Raw genomic sequence first — 16,575 nt, 5'->3', positions numbered from 1 at the left:
TTCTGCTCCGCTTTGTCATTGTGAGGCACGAAGTGCCGAAGCAATCCACAGCATTTGCGAACGCAGTAAAGCAACCATACACGAATCAAAAAATAGATTGCCACGAAGTCGCCCAAGTGCGACTTCTCGCAATGACGGAATTATTTTTTTTGGATTTGCAAGTGTGGGTCGGTGCTTCGCACAGACGCCACGATTCTGCGAATGTGAGATTCTGCGAATCAAATAAAAATCGCAGAATCTGCTATAATTTTCCATAATTTTTAAAAAATCTTTCGAGGAAAATATGCAAATAAATTTCGACAATGTCCTAATGCTTGCTCCGCTTGCTGGGTGGAGCGATTTGCCATTTCGTGCGGTGGTGAAAAAATTTGGCGTAGATATTACGGTTAGCGAGATGATTAGCTCTTACGCGCTAAATTATAGCACACAAAAAACGCTAAAAATGATAGCCAAATCCCCCGCTGAATCGCCTTTTAGCGTCCAAATCTCTGGCAACAAAGAGGAAGTGATAAAGCGAAGCGTAGAGATTTTAAATGAGCAAAGCGGCATTGATATAATCGACTTAAATTGCGGTTGCCCCGCGCCAAAAGTTAGCTCTCACGGCAATGGAAGCGGACTTTTAAAGGATTTAAATCTGCTTGTGCGCCTTGTAAATACAATCAAAAAGCATTCAAACAAGCCCTACACAAGCCTAAAAGTGCGTTTAGGCTTTGATAAAAAAATCCCGCTTGAATTAGCACACGCCATAAACGACAGCGGAGCGGACTTTGTCGTAGCACACGGGCGCACAAAAGTCGATGCCTACAAAAAAGAGCGCATTGATTATGATGCAATCGCGCTGATTCGCCAAAATATCCGTATCCCGCTAATTGCAAATGGCGAGATTGATTCGTATCAAAAGGCAAAAGAAGTGCTTAAAATCACAGGCGCAAATGGGCTTATGATAGGACGCGCCGCGCTAAAAACCCCTTGGATTTTCTATCAAATAAAACACAATGACGCAAACCCGCCAAATCTCATCAAACGCGACATTGTTTTGGAGCATTTTGACAATATGATTAGCTTTTATGGGGAGCGCGGGTGCATAATGTTTCGCAAAAATCTGCATAATTATGCGCGTGGATTGCCCGATTCAAGCGAGTATCGCGGGATTGTAAATAATATTAGCGATTCAAAAATTATGCGCGAATCAATAATGCGATTTTTTGGCTAAATTGTGCTAAAATCGCGCTTTAAAATTTTATAAAGTGAGTGATTATGAAAAAACTAATTTTAATCGCAATTTGCGCTATTTTAAACGCTGAGACAATCGATGGAATCGCAATCAAAGTCGATAGCAATATCATCACGCTTTTTGAGATTAGCGAATTGCAAAAGAGTAAGAAAATCCCGCGCCAAAAGGCAATTGATGAGCTGATAAGCGAAAAATTGCGCGAAAATGAGATTCGCCGACTAAATATCAATGTCGATGATTCGCGCATAGAAGGCGAGATGAATAGTATCGCAATAGCAAACAAAATCACACGCGCAGAGCTTGAAAACGCGCTAAAAGGGCAAAAAATCGATTTGACGCAATACAAAGCGCAGTTAAAAGAGCATATTGTAAATCGCGAGTTAATGCAAAAGATTTTACAGACAAACTCAAACATCGCAAGTGAGAGCGATTTGATGGCGTTTTATGAGAAAAATAAGAGCGATTTTGCCATCCCTACGAAAATCAAAGTTACGAGCTACGCTTCAAATAGCGATGTGGAGTTGCAACGATTTTTGCAAAATCCAATGATGCTAAATCCAAACATTCAATCAAAGGACGAAGAAATCGACATTCGCACTCTGCCCGTGCAGATAATGGGGATTTTTTTAGACACGCCTGAGCGAAGTTTCACGCCCGTGCTAAACTCGGGCAATACGCTGATTGTCTTTTTTGTCAAAGCAAAGGGTGGTAAAGAGATTTTGCCATTTGAGAGTGCCAAAACAATGGTAATGCAGAAATATTCACAGGCGCGAGAGAGTGAGATTTTGAATGAATATTTTGCCAAAATCAAGGCAAATACGCGCATTGAGATTGTGAGAGAGTGAAAATTGAGCGCAGAATCTAGCGAGTTTTTGGCGATTCGTGTGAAATTTGTGGCGAATCGCAGAATCTTATGGCGAATCTAACAAATCTAACGCAAATTAGGCGAATCTAATGCGCTTTGGCAAAATTAGCTACCTAAATTTAGTGCCATTTGATATTTTTATCAAAAAATATCCTGCCCCAAGCGCATTTAAGGCGTTTTTAAATCATCATAAAAGCTACCCCGCGAAACTCAATAAAGATTTTCTTTTTAGGCGCATTGACGCTGGATTCATCTCATCTATTGCGGGGGTGAGGGCGCAAAAGACAAATAGCGGGATTGTGGCTTATGGGGCAGTTTGGAGCGTGATTGTCCTCCCAAAGGCGACAAAAAGCGACTATCAGTCCGCTAGTTCAAACGCTTTGGTGCAGATTTTAGGCATAAAAGGCGAAGTGCTAATCGGCGATAGAGCGTTGCGATATAAATTAAATGGCGGAAAATATGTCGATTTGGGTTTGGCGTGGTGGGAAAAGCACCACCTGCCCTTTGTTTTTGGGCTGTTGTGTTTTAATAAAAATGCGGATTTTTATAATAAGATTTCGGCGCGATTCAACGCCTCACGCGTGAAAATCCCGCAGTATTTGTTAGAAATTTATGCGCAAAATTCTAGCGTAGCAAAGAATGATATTTTAGAATATCTAACGCACATTCACTACCAAATCACACCCAAAGGCAAAACCGCGCTAAACCGCTTCTACCGCGCCTTGCGAATAAAGGGCATAAAACCGCCCCGCCGATTTTAGATTCTGCGCAATTGAGATAGATTCTGCGTTTTTAGTTTCATTCGCAGAATCTAGCGCGGTTTCCGTCATTGCGAGATTTGCCAAAGGCAAATCGTGGCAATCCAAACCTTAAAGCAAATCGCCCCCACGCCGTCATTGCGAGAAAATGCGTAGCATTTTCGTGGCAATCCACATTTAGATTCTGCGATATTTTCGCCATTTTGTTTATTAGATTTTGTATTCGCAGAATCTGTGCTAAATTCACTTAAATCTTAAAATTCCCCCTCCCTTGCGAAGTTTGAATCCAAACTTTTCCCCCTCCCTTGCGGAGGGGGTTAGGGGGTGGGTAGATTCTACGAATCACACAAAAAACGCAGAATCTATCAAAACCATCATTGCGAGGCGAATCAAAAAAGCCCACGCCGTCATTGCGAGATTTTGCGTAGCAAAATCGTGGCAATCCATTAGGGATATTTTGCAAAGGTGTGTTTTTTTGTCATTCTCGCGCGAAGTCGAAGCACAAAGCGAAGAATCTTTTTTTAGATTCTGCGATTTTAAGATTTTCACGCGAGATTCTGCGAATTTGATTTGGATTGCCACGAAGTCGCCCAAAGTGCGACTTCTCGCAATGACGGAATTGATTTTTTTGGATGGTTGCTTCGCTTCGCTCAAACTTCCTCGCAATGATGGCGTGGGGGTAGATTCTGCGAAAGACAACAAAAACGCAGAATCTATTTCAAATTCGCAGAATCTAATGCGAAATTTACCCGCCCCCTAACCCCCTCCGCAAGGGAGGGGGAACAAATCGCAGAATCTGCCACAAATTTCGCAGAATCTAAAAATGGATTGCCACGAAGTCGCCCAAAGTGCGACTTCTCGCAATGACGGAATTTGGCATTCACAAAATCTCAAATTTATTTCATCACGCCCTCAAATATCACGCCATCGATGCCAGATTCTGCGGTTTTGGCGATTTCTTTTTCGCTTTTAATGACAAGCAAAATTTTTGCGTCAAAAAAATATTCATTTGCGAGTTTTTGGCATTTTCGTGCGAGTTTGGGCGACTTTATGATTAGATATTTCGCGCCAAAGTTCGCATTTAGCATTAACTCCAAAATATTTTTGACAATCACGCCAAAGGCGATTTCATTCTCCGCGCAATGCCTCGCAAACTCCACGCTATGCGGGAAATACACAATATCACTCGCGCTAGTTTTTGCGATATCTTTAATGCTCTTTATCTCGCGGAATTTCGCGCATTTTATCGCGCTATGCCCGATTATTATCACGCTTCATCCTTGCAGTTTAGCGTTAGATTTATCATAATCTCCACCTCCACTTCATCGCTAATGGGTGCTTTCGTATGCGTGGTGTCCGCCTCTGCACTCGCATTTAGCGCGGACTTTGCCATCAAAAGGCGAGGTTTTTGGATTGTGGAAATATCATTTGTGCTAATCTTTGCCACCGCGCACTTCTTTCGCAGAATCTGCGAGTATTGCGCGCTAATCTCGTTGCTTTTTGCCAAAAAGTCCTCGAAAAGTCGCTCTTTTTTTGCGTTGATTTCAATGTGCGTGATTTGGGACTGCACTTGCGGTTGCGGGAGGGATAGAAGCGGATTTTGCTTAATTTTGTCATTGATATTTTTTAGCAAGGCATTATATTCGCCCAAACTCTCATTTGTAAATTTGCAATTTAGCGAGAAATCCACGCTCTGCCCGATAGTGTTTCGCGCTTCGTTTTTGTAACTAATGATTGGATTTATGCTGTAACTTCCGCCCGTGCAAATCTCGCTTTTTTTTGCCTCTTGGATGATTGCATTTAGCGCGGTTGTGATTGTGCCTCTGTCTTTTTCCTTTAACTCGCCTATGTTGCGGAGTTTCGCGCTACTTTCAATGCGGATATTTGCATAAAGCAAAGCAGGTTTCACCACGCCACTTTGAATAAATGACTTTGTGATACTCACTTCACTCGCCCCTAAAATCACGCACACAGCGCATAAAACTAACTTTTTCATAACTCATTCCCCCTTTTTTAATGTGATTAAATTTATCTCGCTTCTGCTTAAAAATCGCCCATAGGTTACCGCCAAATGCGCACCTTGCGAAATGTAAAGTTGCGTCCCGTCAATTTTTTTCACTCCATAAAGAAACGGATTTGCAAAATATGCCCCCACGCTAAAAGGGAAAATCTGCCCGCCGTGCGTGTGTCCGCTCAAAATCAAATCTGCTTTTTTGGATTCTGCGATTTTAATAATATTTGGTTGATGAGATAGCAAAATCTTTGGCAAACTCGCATTTGTGCCTTGTAGCGCGTCATTTATGTTTGGCAAATGCTTCCCCCACCGCTCCGCGCTCAAATCGCTAATGCCAAGTAGATTATAATTTCCATCAATGATTTTGCTTTGATTGACGAGTGGCGTGATATTTTTTGGCAGTTGAGATAACGCAGAATCTGCGTCAAATAAAAACTCGTGATTGCCAAGTGCGAAAAATACGCCGTTTTTTGCGCTCAATCTTTCAAGTTCGGGTAGAAACTTTTCCATTACGCTTGGTTTGGAGTCGATGATATCGCCTACAAGCACGATGGTATCGGCATTTTGCGCGAGTGCTAAATCGATTATTTTTTGCGTTTTTTCAAGCGAAATGAGATTTGATAGATGCAAATCGCTAATCATCAAAATGGTAGATTCTGCGTTTAGGTTCGGCAAATAAATGTCGGTTTTTACGACATTTGGCAAACGAGCGGCGTTGAAAATCGAAGCACAAATGCAAACAATGCAAATGTAAAATAATATTTCTGCGATAAATGCGCGTTTTTTGCCCTTCAAAGCGAGTAAAAACGGCACATTTAAAATGCCAAAGGTAAAGAAAAGCACGGCATTTAGGATTGTGATTGAGAGTGATGCGTATAGAAAATGCGGGATTTCGGCGCGGAAGAGCATTAAAAATCCAAAAATTAGCGCGAGGGCAAAATGCGCCAAAACGCAAAATCCGCCGATGATTTTCCCCTTTGCGGTGACGCACATTGCGCGGATTAGCGCGTAATACGCCACCAAATGAAACGCCACAAAAAAGCACAGAACCACAATTATAAATTTCATCAAAGTTAAATCCAAAAAATTTAGTTAGAATTTTGAAATTATAATTTAATTTATGGAGATTTTTTTGAAAAATTTTATTTTTATTTTGGTGGCGTTGATATTTAGCGCGTGTGCGGTGGAGCGGACGGACTCGATAAACTATATGGCAAATCTCCCGCAAAATGCGATGATTTATGTGAAAGATTCTGCGAAAATAGATTATGCGATTTTAGATTCTGCGAAATTATCAGCAGAATCTAGCGCGAAAAACGCAGAATCTAACTCAGATTCTGCAAAAATCGCAGAATCTAATGCGAAAAACAAAGAAATCTCCGCAGATTCTGCGCCACAAATCGCAGAATCTAGCACAAAAAACGCAGAATCTAACTCAGATTCTGCAAAAATCGCAGAATCCAAACCGCAAAGCGAGTTAAAAAAGCAGTATTTAAAAAAGCATTTTAGCGTGTGGAGCGAGGAATATCCCACGCCAAAAAGGGATGATATTTTTTGGGCGGCAAACACAAAAAAGGGATTTGATGAGACCAAAAGAGCGATAAATGAGGCGTTTTTCGATAATTTAGTCGCTTCGATGAATATCGCTTCCTACCCATCGATGCGAAAAAGGGCGATTATGGTGAAAACCACAAATATTCGCGCCCTGCCGACAAATAAACCGCGATTTTCAAAAAATGATGGATTTCCATTTGATAGATGGCAAAACTCGCTTATTTTCGCATACACGCCGATTTTGGTGCTTCATAGCACGGAGAATAAAGAGTGGTTTTTGGTGCAAAGTTCCTTTGTGGCGGGGTGGGTGAAGGCAGATGAAGTCGCATTTATGGGCGCAAAAGAGAGGCGAGAAATGCAAAATGCCGAGTTTTTGCTCCCGCTACGCGATAATATCGCACTTCATCACAAAGGGCAGTTTTTGCAAAATGCCTTTATTGGGATGTTGCTCCAAAAAGGCGAGATTACAATCACTTCGCGCCAAAATAAACAGATTAAAAAACCGCAAATAATCGCCTACAAGCGCGATTTAAAAGGTAATGCGGTGAGGATAAAAGTGGATTTTGAAATGGGGGACTTTGCGGAATTTCCACTGCCTTTTAGCGAGGTGAATATCGCAAAAATAATTACTGCAATCGGCGCGCAAAACTACGGGTGGGGCGGAATGTATGATAATCGCGACTGCTCGTCATTTATCCGTGATGTGTTTGCGAATGTCGGCATTTGGTTACCGCGAAACTCAAAAGCACAAGTCTTGCAGGGGAAAATCACGCAAGGCAGTCAATATTTGGACTTGCCAAAGGATAATGACGCCAAACTCGCCTTTATTACGAAGTTTGCCAAACCATTTCGCACGATTATTTGGCTGCAAGGGCACATAATGCTGTATGTGGGCGCGGTGGATGGAGTGCCGATTGTCGCGCATCAAGTGTGGGGCATTAGCGGGGAGGCGGGAAGCGAGATTTTAGGTGGCGTATCTATCACAACGCTCACACCGCAAATAAACATAAATAGTCCAAATTTCAGCGATGAGGGCGGAGGGAAAAAGCGGAGTTTGCTAGATAGAATAGAAGCGATAAATATCATAAAATAGGGGCAATTTGTTCTGGGGTATGTAATTTCGCGGATTTTGGGATTTTTGGGAGGCTCACAGACTCAAGTCTAGCTTCGCTCCCAAAAATCCCAAAAAACCACGAAAGCCACACCGCCATTACTTCGATTGTGATTCGCAAAGCGAATCAAATTATAAAATTTTTGTCATTCTGAGGGAGTGCAACGAGCGAAGAATCTCAAAAAATCCGTCATTGCGAGAAGTCGCACTTTGGGCGACTTCGTGGCAATCTATATTTTTTTGTCATTACTACCGCGAAGCACTTATGCAAAGCGCAGAATCTCAAATTTCCCCCTCCCTTGCGGAGGGGGATTAATGGGGTGGGTAGATTTTATATTAGATTCTGCAATTTTAATATAGATTCTGCGAAATTAGCGTGAATCGCAGAATCTGCCCCCATTTCGTCATTGCGAGGCAGTTTGAGCGAAGCGAACACAACGAAGCAATCCAATAAAATCAAAAAAAATAATGGATTGCCACGATTTTGCGTTGCAAAATCTCGCAATGACGGAGAGTAATGTAGATTCTGCGAATTGCACCAAATTTTGCAGAATCTAGCGTGAAAAATCGCAGAATCTCTAAATTCCGCAGAATCTACCCCCCCCCACCCCATACTTCGTCATTGCGAGAAGTCGCACTTTGGGCGACTTCGTGGCAATCCAAAATAAAATTAAATCCGTGCGAAGCGCCCAAATCTCGCCCGCTTCGTGGTGCAAAAAATCGGATTCAAGGTTGCAGTAGTGCAACCGCCGATTTTTTGCTAGAAGCGGAAAAGCGAGGCACTCCCCCTAAAAGCGAAAAAGCGGCTGCTTTTTGGCGAGTAGGGGGAGCGGGGCGGGGGGGGGTGCAGCCCTTTTTGCGAAAAGAAACTATCGAATCTAATTTAAAAAACGGCGAAAATATCGCAGATTCTGCGAATCAAATAAAAAACGCAGAATCTACCATAAATTGTCATTTTGAGCGAAGCAAAAAATCTCAAAATAGAGATTCTTTGCTTCGTGCTTCGACTTCGCGCGAGAATGACAAAATTTTGGATTGCCACGATTTTGCTACGCAAAATCTCGCAATGACGGAGAGTAATGTAGATTCTGCGAATTGCATCAAATTTTGCAGAATCTAGCGTGAAAAATCGCAGAATCTCTAAATTCCGCAGAATCTACCCACCCCCTTAATCCCCCTCCGCAAGGGAGGGGGAAATTTGAGATTTTTCGCTTCACTCAAACTACCTCGCAATGACAGAAAAAGCACATTAGATTCTGCGATTCGCAGAATCTTGCACGAAAATCGCAGAATCTAAACAAACAATCGAAGTAATGGCGGTTGTGCTTTGGATAAAAAAACTTCGGCTGTGCCTTGTTTTGTATTTGTAAAATTTTTTGGGTGTGAGACTAAACTAGTGGTTTGCGAAATTGCATACCAAAGACACAAATTGCCTTGCAGAAAACGCAGAATCTATTAGATTTACCCCCTTTCAGATTGCTATGGCACATATAAACTTCAAGTGCTCTGCTGTGTTCCCACCCTGAAGCATTGCCTAAAATCCACATTGCATAGGTCTAAAAAGAGGCGGTGGAATATTAGTAGAACTTTCCTTAAAAAAGTTTTAATGTGCTTTGGAATGCTTATTGCTTAGATTCTGCAAAATTTCACAAAAAGGTGTATGAAATGAATTGGAAAATATTATCGATAATCGGTAGTTTTGCGTTGATTGCGGGATGTGCGAGTGTGGGCGAGGATGATGGGATGATACCGCCTTCGGCAAATTATTCGCCCATCCAAGCGCCCGTCTATCCACCGCTAAATCAGCCCTACTCGCCGAATTTGCTAAATGATGATGGCGCTTCGCGTGTGCTAAATATCGATAGACTAAATGTCGGCGAGGCGAATATCCCCTCAAATATTCCCCAAGTAGCGCAAACTACGCCACAGCAAACGCCACAAATGCCACATTTCCCGCAAAATGCGTATCCAAATAATTACGAAATGCCCTATCCGCCACAATATTCAGGCGATTATAGCAATGATTTCGTGCCCGGATATATTGCGCCAAATTCTGTAACGCCTGAAATCGTGCCTGAAATTATCCCTTACGAGCAAGAAAAGCAAGTAGAGGTTACGCCAAAAGCAAAAGAGCCAAACATTATCCCAAATTCGCCCATTATCGCCACTGAAAGCATTATCGAGCTAAGCGCGGTGGGAATGGGTGTCGCGCCAGAAAGCACGATTTCGCCTTCACAGGCACTCGCCCTTGCGAAACGAGCGGCGATAATTGACGCATATAGGCAGATTGGCGAGAAAATGTATGGTATCAAAATCAACGCACAAGATACGCTAAAAGATATGGTGCTTAGCAATTCAGTCGTAAAAGCGCGTGTGGAGGCACTTATCAAAAACGCCGACATTGTTGAGACGATTTACAAAGATGGACTTTGCCAAGTCACAATGGAGCTAAAACTCGATGGCAGGGCGTGGAGCAAAGTCCTAGCGACAAACTAAATGCGCCGATTTCTCTTGCCACTTTTCGCACTTGCGCTAATTTTTAGCGCGTGTGCCACACCAAAACCAGCCCCCCAAGCGCAAAAAATTGACGAAGGCGAGCTAAAATTAGTCCTAATCAAAAGCAAAAATATTAGATTTTATGACTTTGGGACGCTAAATATTGACGAAAACGCCAATCGAATAAAGCTAAATGTCTTTAAATTAGGCAAATTTTTAGGCAGTTTTGTCGTGACAAAGGGTGAGATTTGCTACACGGACTTTGTGAAAGTCGATGATTGCGCGCCAAAGTGGGTTGCGGCACGGAGTTTTTTTGGCGATGTGAGCTATGGCGAACTTTTTGAAGATATATTTTTGAAGCGCGATATTTTCGATGGGCAGGGCAAAAGACTTACCGAAAATGGCGCAATAATCCAAGAATTCTCTTATGGCGGCAATAAAATTTATTACGAGCGAAGCGGCGGGCGAATCTATTTTAAAAACTTCACAAACGGCGTAATTGTTTCGATTGAGGATTATAAAAAATAATGCGGGAGATTCTGCGATTCAACCGACAGATTCTGCGAAATTTTGTTTAGTCTGCGTTTTAATTGCGAGATTCTGCGAATGTGTGAGATTCTGCCAAAATTGCGTAAAAATCGCAGAATCTAGCGCAAATTCACTCATTTTAAACTTTAATTTTATTTAGTTTCGCTAAAATCCGCATTTTTAATTTGCTTAAAATCGTGCGTTTATTCGTGCGTTTCGCGTTTAAGGGGGAGAAAATGAAGCATTTTTTGAGTTTGCGGGACTTCTCAAAAGATGAGATTGTGGCGATTTTGCAAAGGTGCATTGATATCAAAAGCGATTTTTTGCGTGGAGTGCGGATTAAACCGTATTTTGAAAATAAAATTTTGGCGATGATTTTTGAAAAAAGCTCCACGCGCACCCGCATTAGCTTTGAAGTGGGCGCGTATCAGCTGGGCGGGAGCGCGATTTTTTTAAGCAACAAGGACATTCAGCTTGGGCGTGGAGAGAGTGTAAAAGACAGCGCACGGGTGATTAGCTCAATGGTTGATATGGTGATGATTCGCACTTTCGAGCAAAGCAAAATCGAAGAATTTGCGAAATTTTCGCGTGTGCCTGTGATAAATGGGCTTAGCGATGATTTTCACCCCACGCAGCTCATTGCGGACTATCTTACGATGATTGAAAATGGCATAGGCACGGAGCTAATCGCCCCTTATGCAAAATCTAAAACGCAAAGAACGCCTATTGTCGCGTATATCGGCGATGGCAATAATATGGCAAATTCGTGGATTTGTATGGCGCAAAAGCTAGGATTTGAGCTTAGAGTTGCCACGCCAAAGGGCTATGAGCCAAAATATAAGGTAGATTCTGCGAATATCACTTTTACAAACAATCCCAAAATCGCCGTGTCTGGCGCAAATGTCATCACTACGGACACTTGGACTTCTATGGGACAAGAGGCGCAAAAAGAGACGCGAGTGCGGGATTTTCAAGGATTTTGCGTGGATAGTGAGATTATGAAATTAGGCGATAATGCAATCTTTTTGCATTGCCTACCTGCCTATCGTGGCTATGAAGTGAGCGATGAGGTTATGGAGTCAAATGAAAGCAAAGTCTTTGAAGAGGCGGAAAATCGCCTCCACGCGCAAAAAGGCATAATGTCATATTTAGAAATGGGAGCAAACAAATGAAACTAACAAAAACCGCCGAATCCGCCCTAAAAAAGGGCATTTCACATATAAATTTTGAAAATAAAGACTATGTGATAATCGAAGAGTCAGAGTATAAAAATTTACTTGATACTTGCGAAAAGATGGACGCCACAATCACGCAAAATTTGATTGAAAAAGAGATTGCAAAAGAAATGCCAAAGGACTTTGATGATGTTTTCATCGTGGCAAAATCTATGCTAAATCCGCACCCAAACGCCACCGAGATTCGCCGCACGGTGCGAGAAATCAAAGCAAAATATCCAAATCTTTTTATCGATATGAACGAATATTTTAAGAATGTAATGGATTTTGATGATTGATTTTGAAAAATTTGCCAAATTTAGCAAACCCGGACCGCGCTACACAAGCTATCCCACCGCATTAGAATTTAGCGAATCCTTTGATGAAAACGCCTATAAAGCGAGTTTGGCGCGATTTTCGCATTTGCCACTCTCAATCTACACGCATTTGCCTTTTTGCAAGAGTGCGTGCTATTTTTGCGGTTGCAATGTGATTTACACTTCAAAAGAGGACAAAAAGCAAGAATATATAAGTTATTTGCAAAAAGAATTAGATTTGATTCGTCCGTATTTGGATACGAATCGTCCCGTATTGCAGTTTCATTTCGGGGGTGGGACGCCGACATTTTATGATGCAAAAAGTTTAGAAAAAATCATCAAAAATATAAGAAATGTGTTTGGCAATTTTGAGCCAAACGCTGAAATTAGTTGCGAAATCGACCCGCGCTTTTTTGATGAATCCCAAATGGCTGTGCTAAAAGATTATGGATTTAATCGCCTTAGCTTTGGGATTCAGGACTTTGATAGCGCGGTGCAGGGCAAGATTCACCGCTATCAGCCATTTGGCATTGTCAAATCCGCAATAGATTTGGCGCGAAAATTTGGCGTAGAAAATATCAATTTTGATTTGATTTATGGACTGCCTTTGCAAAAATTAGATAGCTTTAAAGAAACTTTGCGCCAAGTGGTGAGCCTAAAACCCACGCGCCTAGCGATTTTTAACTATGCCCATATCCCGTGGATAAAAAAAACAATGCGAAAAATTGATGAGACGATTTTGCCCACACCACAGGAAAAACTTGCCATTTTAAATTTTACAATCGACTTTTTGGCGCAAAATGGCTATGAGATGATTGGAATGGACCACTTCGCGCTAAAAAGCGATGAGCTTTACATTGCCGCACAAAATGGCAACTTAAAGCGCAATTTTCAAGGCTACACGGCAAAAAAGCACACGCAAATTATTGGATTTGGTGTAACGAGTATTGGCGAAGGGCACGATTATTATGTGCAGAATTTCAAAGATTTGGAGCGATATAAAAACGCGCTTGATTCGGGCAAACTCCCTGTGGAGCGCGGTATTGCCTTAACGCAAGATGACATTATCCGCAAAAATGTCATTATGCGCCTAATGAATAATCTGCGCCTTGATACGCGCCGAATCGAGCAAAAATTTAACATAAATTTCGCGCAATATTTTAGCGATAGTTTGGCAAAAATGCGCGAATATGTGGAGCTTGGGCTTGTTAGCGTGGGGGAAAATGAGATAAAAATAAGTAGCGAGGGCAAAATGCTTGTGCGAAATATTGTGATGAGTTTTGATAAATATTTAGCGCAAAATAGCGGTGAAAAGCGGTTTTCTAAAACCGTGTGAAAATTAAGATTCGCGCCTTAAAAAGTCGCTCATTCGCGCTAAATCTCAACAAAAAGGGGGCAAAATGAATATAATTGATATGTCAAAATCCTGCGTGAAATGTGCCAAATGCGTCCCGTCCTGCACGATTTATCAAATCCATAGAGACGAAACCACATCGCCACGCGGATTTGTGGATTTACTCGCACTTTGCGAAAAAGGCGACTTAAAATTAGACAAAAACCTAAAAAATATCTTTGAAACCTGCTTTTTATGCACCACTTGCACCACTCAATGCCCCGCAAAAATCGATACCGCCACGATGATTATCAAATCGCGCATTAAAATCGCCCAAAAATACGGCATTTCGTGGTATAAAAGGGCGTATTTTTTTCTGCTCCGCCACCGAAAAATAATGGACTTTGTGTTTGCATTCACGCATTTTGTCGCGCCCTGTGCATTTAAAAGCAATGGCGATAGATTGCGCTCCCGCTTTCCTTTGTCGAAATTTGGGGCGCGAACGATTTTTCCCTTTGCAAAAAAGAGTTTTTTAAATAAATATAAAAATTATCAATTTGTGCCAAAAATCGCAGAATCTAGCGTAGATTCTGCGACTCATACGCACAAAAAAGTCGCCATTTTTATCGGTTGCCTAAGCAATTACAACTACACCGAAGTGGGCGATTCGCTAATCCGCATTTTGGAGCGACTAAATATCCAAGCGGTGATTCCAAAGCAAGAGTGTTGCGCTGCACCCGCCTATTTTACGGGCGATATTAAAAGTGTGGTACATTTGGTGAAAAAAAATATCGCGCTGTTTGAGGGCTTTTGGGGCGAAATTGATGCGATGATAATCCCTGAGGCGACTTGCGCTGCGATGATTATGGTGGATTGGCGACACGCGCTTGAAATGAGTGATTTGGCAGATAAAAGCGCGTGGATTGCGCGGTTGGAGCGACTTTTGCCAAAGATTTTTATGGCAAGCGATTATCTCTATCGGCATACGAATCTGCGCGAATTGCTTGTAAATTCGCCCAAAAAGCGCGAATCTATCACATACCACGACCCTTGCCACGCTAAAAAGGTGCTAGGCGTCTATAAAGAGCCACGCGACTTGCTTGGCGCAAACTACGAAATACGCGAGATGAGCGAGTGCGATAGGTGCTGTGGCTTTGGTGGCGTTACAATGCAAAGCCAAAAATATCGCTTTGCAAGGGACGCAGGGATTGCAAAGGCGCGAAATATCGCGGATTCAGGCGCACAAATCGTAAGCGCGGAATGTAGCGCGTGTCGAATGCAACTAAATAACGCAATGGACGCGGAGAGTGTCCCCACGCGCTTCAAACACCCCATTGAACTAATCGCAGAGGCGTTGTGATGAGTTTAGCCCTTGCATACGCCACAAACACACATTTAGATAAATACGACACTATAAATCTTGGCAGTTTTTACACGCCAAAGGTGCTTGTGGCAAAGGCTTACGCGCTAATGCAAAGGCATATCGCAAATCTCAATCAATACACATTTTTGGATACTTCTTGCGGATATGGGGACTTTTTCACGCAAAATTTGCACCAAAATTTAAAATATGTGGGCGCAGATATTGACAAAATCGCCTTGCAACAAGTGCAAAACGCCACCACAATTCACACAAATTCGCTTGAAGGCGTTTGCAGGGCAAAATTTGGCATTAGCGACACTGAAAATCTCATAATCATCGGCAATCCGCCCTATAACGACAAAACTTCGCAACTTCAAGCGCGAATCAAAAAGCCCATTTTTGAGTGCGATAGTGCGCTAAAACATAGGGATTTAGGCATTTCGTTTTTGCGCTCTTACGCGCTTTTGCGCCCTAAATTTGTGTGTGTTTTGCACCCGCTTTCATACCTCATCAAAAAGGCGAATTTTGACGCACTGCGCGACATTAACGCACTTAAACGCAACAAAACTTTTTTGCCAAACCAAAGCTCAAACGCGATAAAGGTTTTTAGCGAAAATCTCAAATATTACATTTATATCCATTTTTCAAAAAATATTGTGCGAATCTGCCCTATTTTTTGGGAAATTTGGATATTTTTATCTACAATAAAGCGTTTTTGAAAATCGAAAATGAATTTTTGGCGTGGTTTTATCAAAAGCCATTTGATAAATCTAAGATTCAAGCGTATTTTGTGAGATTATTTGAGAAATTTAAGGTGGATAAATAAGAGCCAAATCGTGCAAAAAATTTATCAAAAATAATGAGCTCTCATTTTATGCAACTAAAAATTGCAAAATTTTTTAGGCTAAATTAAAGGCGATTTTTAGCTAAAATATCAAAATTATTAAGTTTGCAGTTGTGTGGTGCAAATCTAGTGCGAATCCCGTGAATCTAAATGTGGTGCAAATCTAATGCCGAATCTAAATCTCTGGCTTGTATGGGCGACTTGAAACCCTGCAAGACATAAATGGTTATATTTTCAAAGTCTTGTACGCGCTTTTGGTAAGCGAGATTCACACACAAAAAGACATAATGCAACGCTACGAAATGCCCAAGCAAACGATAAATAATGTCATTTTATCCTTGCAAAAACAAGGCTTCATACAAGTAGCACCAAGCCCAAATGACAAGCGCGAAAAGATTATAAATCTCACGCCAAGCGGGGAATCTTACGCCCAAGAAATCATCGCAAAATATGTGGCATTTGAAAAAAAGGTTTATCAAAAGTTAGGGGCGCAAAAGTTAGGGCGACTTATCGAAATTTTTAAGGATTTTGAAGTCGCATTTAGCCAAACTTTGGAGCAAGAAATGTCAAAAAAGGGGCAAAAATGAATGCGTGGATAATCCTAATCATCGCAATTTTGTGCGAAGTGAGCCTTGCGCGATAAAATCATCTGCCTTGCACTCATACTCATATGCGTGGTGGGGTTAAAGCTATTATCAAAGGCGTGAGGTTTTGGGGTGGATTTGTGAGAGATTGCGCCGTATTTGCGATAACTTCACCAAAGATATATTTAAGGTTTGCTTTGCATTGTTTGCCTTAATATTGTTTAGCATCGGGCTTCATAACGCCTTACTTTTAAAAAACGCAATGCAACTTTGTTATATCAAAATGTTACCAAAATGCAAGATTTTGGCGTAGATTCTGCGAAAATTTGCTATTTTTGATGATTGAAAATCAAAATTTAC

At 41.7% G+C, this 16,575-nt stretch carries 23 protein-coding genes, 1 other RNA gene and 2 pseudogenes; 17 read left to right on the top strand and 9 right to left on the bottom strand.

The annotated features are described in order from the left end of the window. Positions 1 to 15 precede the first annotated feature (15 nt). On the bottom strand, positions 16 to 255 hold the full coding sequence (locus ACWIUE_RS07835; RefSeq protein WP_454136166.1) for a hypothetical protein: 240 nt from the start codon (positions 253 to 255) through the stop codon (positions 16 to 18). Between the two features lie 28 nt (positions 256 to 283). Between ACWIUE_RS07835 and ACWIUE_RS07830 the strand changes: the two genes are divergently transcribed. The 3 genes from ACWIUE_RS07830 (at position 284) to ACWIUE_RS07820 (ending at position 2,860) form a co-directional block, all read left to right on the top strand. Next, positions 284 to 1,213, top strand: a complete 930-nt coding sequence (locus ACWIUE_RS07830; protein WP_454136165.1) for a tRNA dihydrouridine synthase — start codon at positions 284 to 286, stop codon at positions 1,211 to 1,213. A gap of 44 nt (positions 1,214 to 1,257) precedes the next feature. Beyond that, positions 1,258 to 2,079 (top strand): SurA N-terminal domain-containing protein, encoded by an 822-nt coding sequence (locus ACWIUE_RS07825; RefSeq protein ID WP_454136164.1) that lies wholly within the window; start codon positions 1,258 to 1,260, stop codon positions 2,077 to 2,079. Between the two features lie 109 nt (positions 2,080 to 2,188). After that, positions 2,189 to 2,860, top strand: coding sequence for an MqnA/MqnD/SBP family protein (locus ACWIUE_RS07820; RefSeq protein ID WP_454136163.1), 672 nt, complete (start codon positions 2,189 to 2,191; stop codon positions 2,858 to 2,860). Here the strand turns inward: ACWIUE_RS07820 and ACWIUE_RS07815 are convergent. After that, entirely contained in the window at positions 2,801 to 2,929 is a 129-nt protein-coding gene (locus tag ACWIUE_RS07815; protein WP_454136162.1) for a hypothetical protein, read from the bottom strand. The genes ACWIUE_RS07820 and ACWIUE_RS07815 overlap by 60 nt on opposite strands. Further along, positions 2,898 to 3,104, bottom strand: a complete 207-nt coding sequence (locus ACWIUE_RS07810) for a hypothetical protein (RefSeq protein ID WP_454136161.1) — start codon at positions 3,102 to 3,104, stop codon at positions 2,898 to 2,900. Before ACWIUE_RS07810 ends, ACWIUE_RS07815 begins: the two co-directional genes overlap by 32 nt. A 33-nt stretch (positions 3,105 to 3,137) precedes the next feature. Between ACWIUE_RS07810 and ACWIUE_RS07805 the strand changes: the two genes are divergently transcribed. Further along, the gene (locus tag ACWIUE_RS07805; protein ID WP_454136160.1) at positions 3,138 to 3,617 is read left to right on the top strand and encodes a hypothetical protein; all 480 of its coding nucleotides are present in this window, start codon (positions 3,138 to 3,140) and stop codon (positions 3,615 to 3,617) included. Here the strand turns inward: ACWIUE_RS07805 and ACWIUE_RS07800 are convergent. The 4 genes from ACWIUE_RS07800 to ACWIUE_RS07785 are packed head-to-tail and all read right to left on the bottom strand — an operon-like array spanning position 3,571 to position 5,939. Beyond that, positions 3,571 to 3,741, bottom strand: a complete 171-nt coding sequence (locus ACWIUE_RS07800) for a hypothetical protein (protein WP_454136159.1) — start codon at positions 3,739 to 3,741, stop codon at positions 3,571 to 3,573. The genes ACWIUE_RS07805 and ACWIUE_RS07800 overlap by 47 nt on opposite strands. Positions 3,742 to 3,753: 12 nt before the next feature. Beyond that, positions 3,754 to 4,128, bottom strand: coding sequence for a hypothetical protein (locus ACWIUE_RS07795; RefSeq protein WP_454136158.1), 375 nt, complete (start codon positions 4,126 to 4,128; stop codon positions 3,754 to 3,756). Further along, positions 4,125 to 4,853, bottom strand: coding sequence for a hypothetical protein (locus tag ACWIUE_RS07790; RefSeq protein WP_454136157.1), 729 nt, complete (start codon positions 4,851 to 4,853; stop codon positions 4,125 to 4,127). Before ACWIUE_RS07790 ends, ACWIUE_RS07795 begins: the two co-directional genes overlap by 4 nt. A 3-nt stretch (positions 4,854 to 4,856) precedes the next feature. Next, a complete protein-coding gene (locus tag ACWIUE_RS07785; protein ID WP_454136269.1) occupies positions 4,857 to 5,939 on the bottom strand; it encodes a metallophosphoesterase in 1,083 nt (360 codons plus the stop codon). A 64-nt stretch (positions 5,940 to 6,003) separates the two neighbouring features. Here ACWIUE_RS07785 and ACWIUE_RS07780 point away from each other — a divergent pair, with 64 nt between their 5' ends. After that, on the top strand, positions 6,004 to 7,518 hold the full coding sequence (locus ACWIUE_RS07780) for an SH3 domain-containing protein (RefSeq protein WP_454136156.1): 1,515 nt from the start codon (positions 6,004 to 6,006) through the stop codon (positions 7,516 to 7,518). Positions 7,519 to 7,695: 177 nt separating this feature from the next. Next, positions 7,696 to 7,896 (top strand): hypothetical protein, encoded by a 201-nt coding sequence (locus ACWIUE_RS07775; protein ID WP_454136155.1) that lies wholly within the window; start codon positions 7,696 to 7,698, stop codon positions 7,894 to 7,896. On the opposite strand, the gene ACWIUE_RS07770 is transcribed toward ACWIUE_RS07775, so the two are convergent. Beyond that, positions 7,868 to 8,149 (bottom strand): hypothetical protein, encoded by a 282-nt coding sequence (locus ACWIUE_RS07770; RefSeq protein ID WP_454136154.1) that lies wholly within the window; start codon positions 8,147 to 8,149, stop codon positions 7,868 to 7,870. The two genes, ACWIUE_RS07775 and ACWIUE_RS07770, sit on opposite strands and share 29 nt — an antisense overlap. Before the next feature lie 9 nt (positions 8,150 to 8,158). Between ACWIUE_RS07770 and ACWIUE_RS07765 the strand changes: the two genes are divergently transcribed. Next, positions 8,159 to 8,656: a hypothetical protein gene (locus ACWIUE_RS07765; RefSeq protein ID WP_454136153.1), complete on the top strand. Its 498-nt coding sequence runs from the start codon at positions 8,159 to 8,161 to the stop codon at positions 8,654 to 8,656. 345 nt (positions 8,657 to 9,001) lie between these two features. On the opposite strand, the gene ffs is transcribed toward ACWIUE_RS07765, so the two are convergent. Further along, an RNA gene (gene ffs / locus ACWIUE_RS07760) (signal recognition particle sRNA small type) lies at positions 9,002 to 9,099 on the bottom strand. 573 nt (positions 9,100 to 9,672) lie between these two features. On the opposite strand from ffs, the pseudogene ACWIUE_RS07755 reads away from it, so the two are divergent. The 10 genes and pseudogenes from ACWIUE_RS07755 to ACWIUE_RS07710 all read left to right on the top strand — a co-directional run. After that, positions 9,673 to 10,032 (top strand): annotated as a pseudogene (locus ACWIUE_RS07755) (LPP20 family lipoprotein); the annotation flags it as partial. Continuing rightward, positions 10,033 to 10,560, top strand: coding sequence for a hypothetical protein (locus ACWIUE_RS07750; protein ID WP_454136152.1), 528 nt, complete (start codon positions 10,033 to 10,035; stop codon positions 10,558 to 10,560). It begins immediately after the preceding pseudogene. After that, positions 10,532 to 10,720 (top strand): hypothetical protein, encoded by a 189-nt coding sequence (locus ACWIUE_RS07745; protein WP_454136151.1) that lies wholly within the window; start codon positions 10,532 to 10,534, stop codon positions 10,718 to 10,720. Before ACWIUE_RS07750 ends, ACWIUE_RS07745 begins: the two co-directional genes overlap by 29 nt. Positions 10,721 to 10,796: 76 nt before the next feature. Continuing rightward, positions 10,797 to 11,732, top strand: a complete 936-nt coding sequence (gene argF, locus ACWIUE_RS07740; RefSeq protein ID WP_454136150.1) for an ornithine carbamoyltransferase — start codon at positions 10,797 to 10,799, stop codon at positions 11,730 to 11,732. Further along, a complete protein-coding gene (locus ACWIUE_RS07735) occupies positions 11,729 to 12,073 on the top strand; it encodes a DUF2603 domain-containing protein (protein WP_454136149.1) in 345 nt (114 codons plus the stop codon). Before argF ends, ACWIUE_RS07735 begins: the two co-directional genes overlap by 4 nt. Next, entirely contained in the window at positions 12,066 to 13,427 is a 1,362-nt protein-coding gene (gene hemN, locus ACWIUE_RS07730; RefSeq protein ID WP_454136148.1) for an oxygen-independent coproporphyrinogen III oxidase, read from the top strand. Before ACWIUE_RS07735 ends, hemN begins: the two co-directional genes overlap by 8 nt. A gap of 64 nt (positions 13,428 to 13,491) precedes the next feature. Continuing rightward, entirely contained in the window at positions 13,492 to 14,784 is a 1,293-nt protein-coding gene (locus tag ACWIUE_RS07725; RefSeq protein WP_454136147.1) for a (Fe-S)-binding protein, read from the top strand. 53 nt (positions 14,785 to 14,837) lie between these two features. Next, positions 14,838 to 15,613, top strand: a pseudogene (locus tag ACWIUE_RS07720) (hypothetical protein). 206 nt (positions 15,614 to 15,819) lie between these two features. Beyond that, entirely contained in the window at positions 15,820 to 16,218 is a 399-nt protein-coding gene (locus ACWIUE_RS07715) for a MarR family winged helix-turn-helix transcriptional regulator (RefSeq protein ID WP_454136146.1), read from the top strand. A gap of 124 nt (positions 16,219 to 16,342) precedes the next feature. Continuing rightward, on the top strand, positions 16,343 to 16,528 hold the full coding sequence (locus ACWIUE_RS07710; protein ID WP_454136145.1) for a hypothetical protein: 186 nt from the start codon (positions 16,343 to 16,345) through the stop codon (positions 16,526 to 16,528). The last annotated feature ends 47 nt before the right edge of the window (positions 16,529 to 16,575 follow it).

Source organism: Helicobacter sp. 23-1045 (assembly GCF_053654655.1).
Note: the sequence above shows the minus strand (reverse complement) of the source record. Positions and strands in the feature narration are given on the sequence as shown.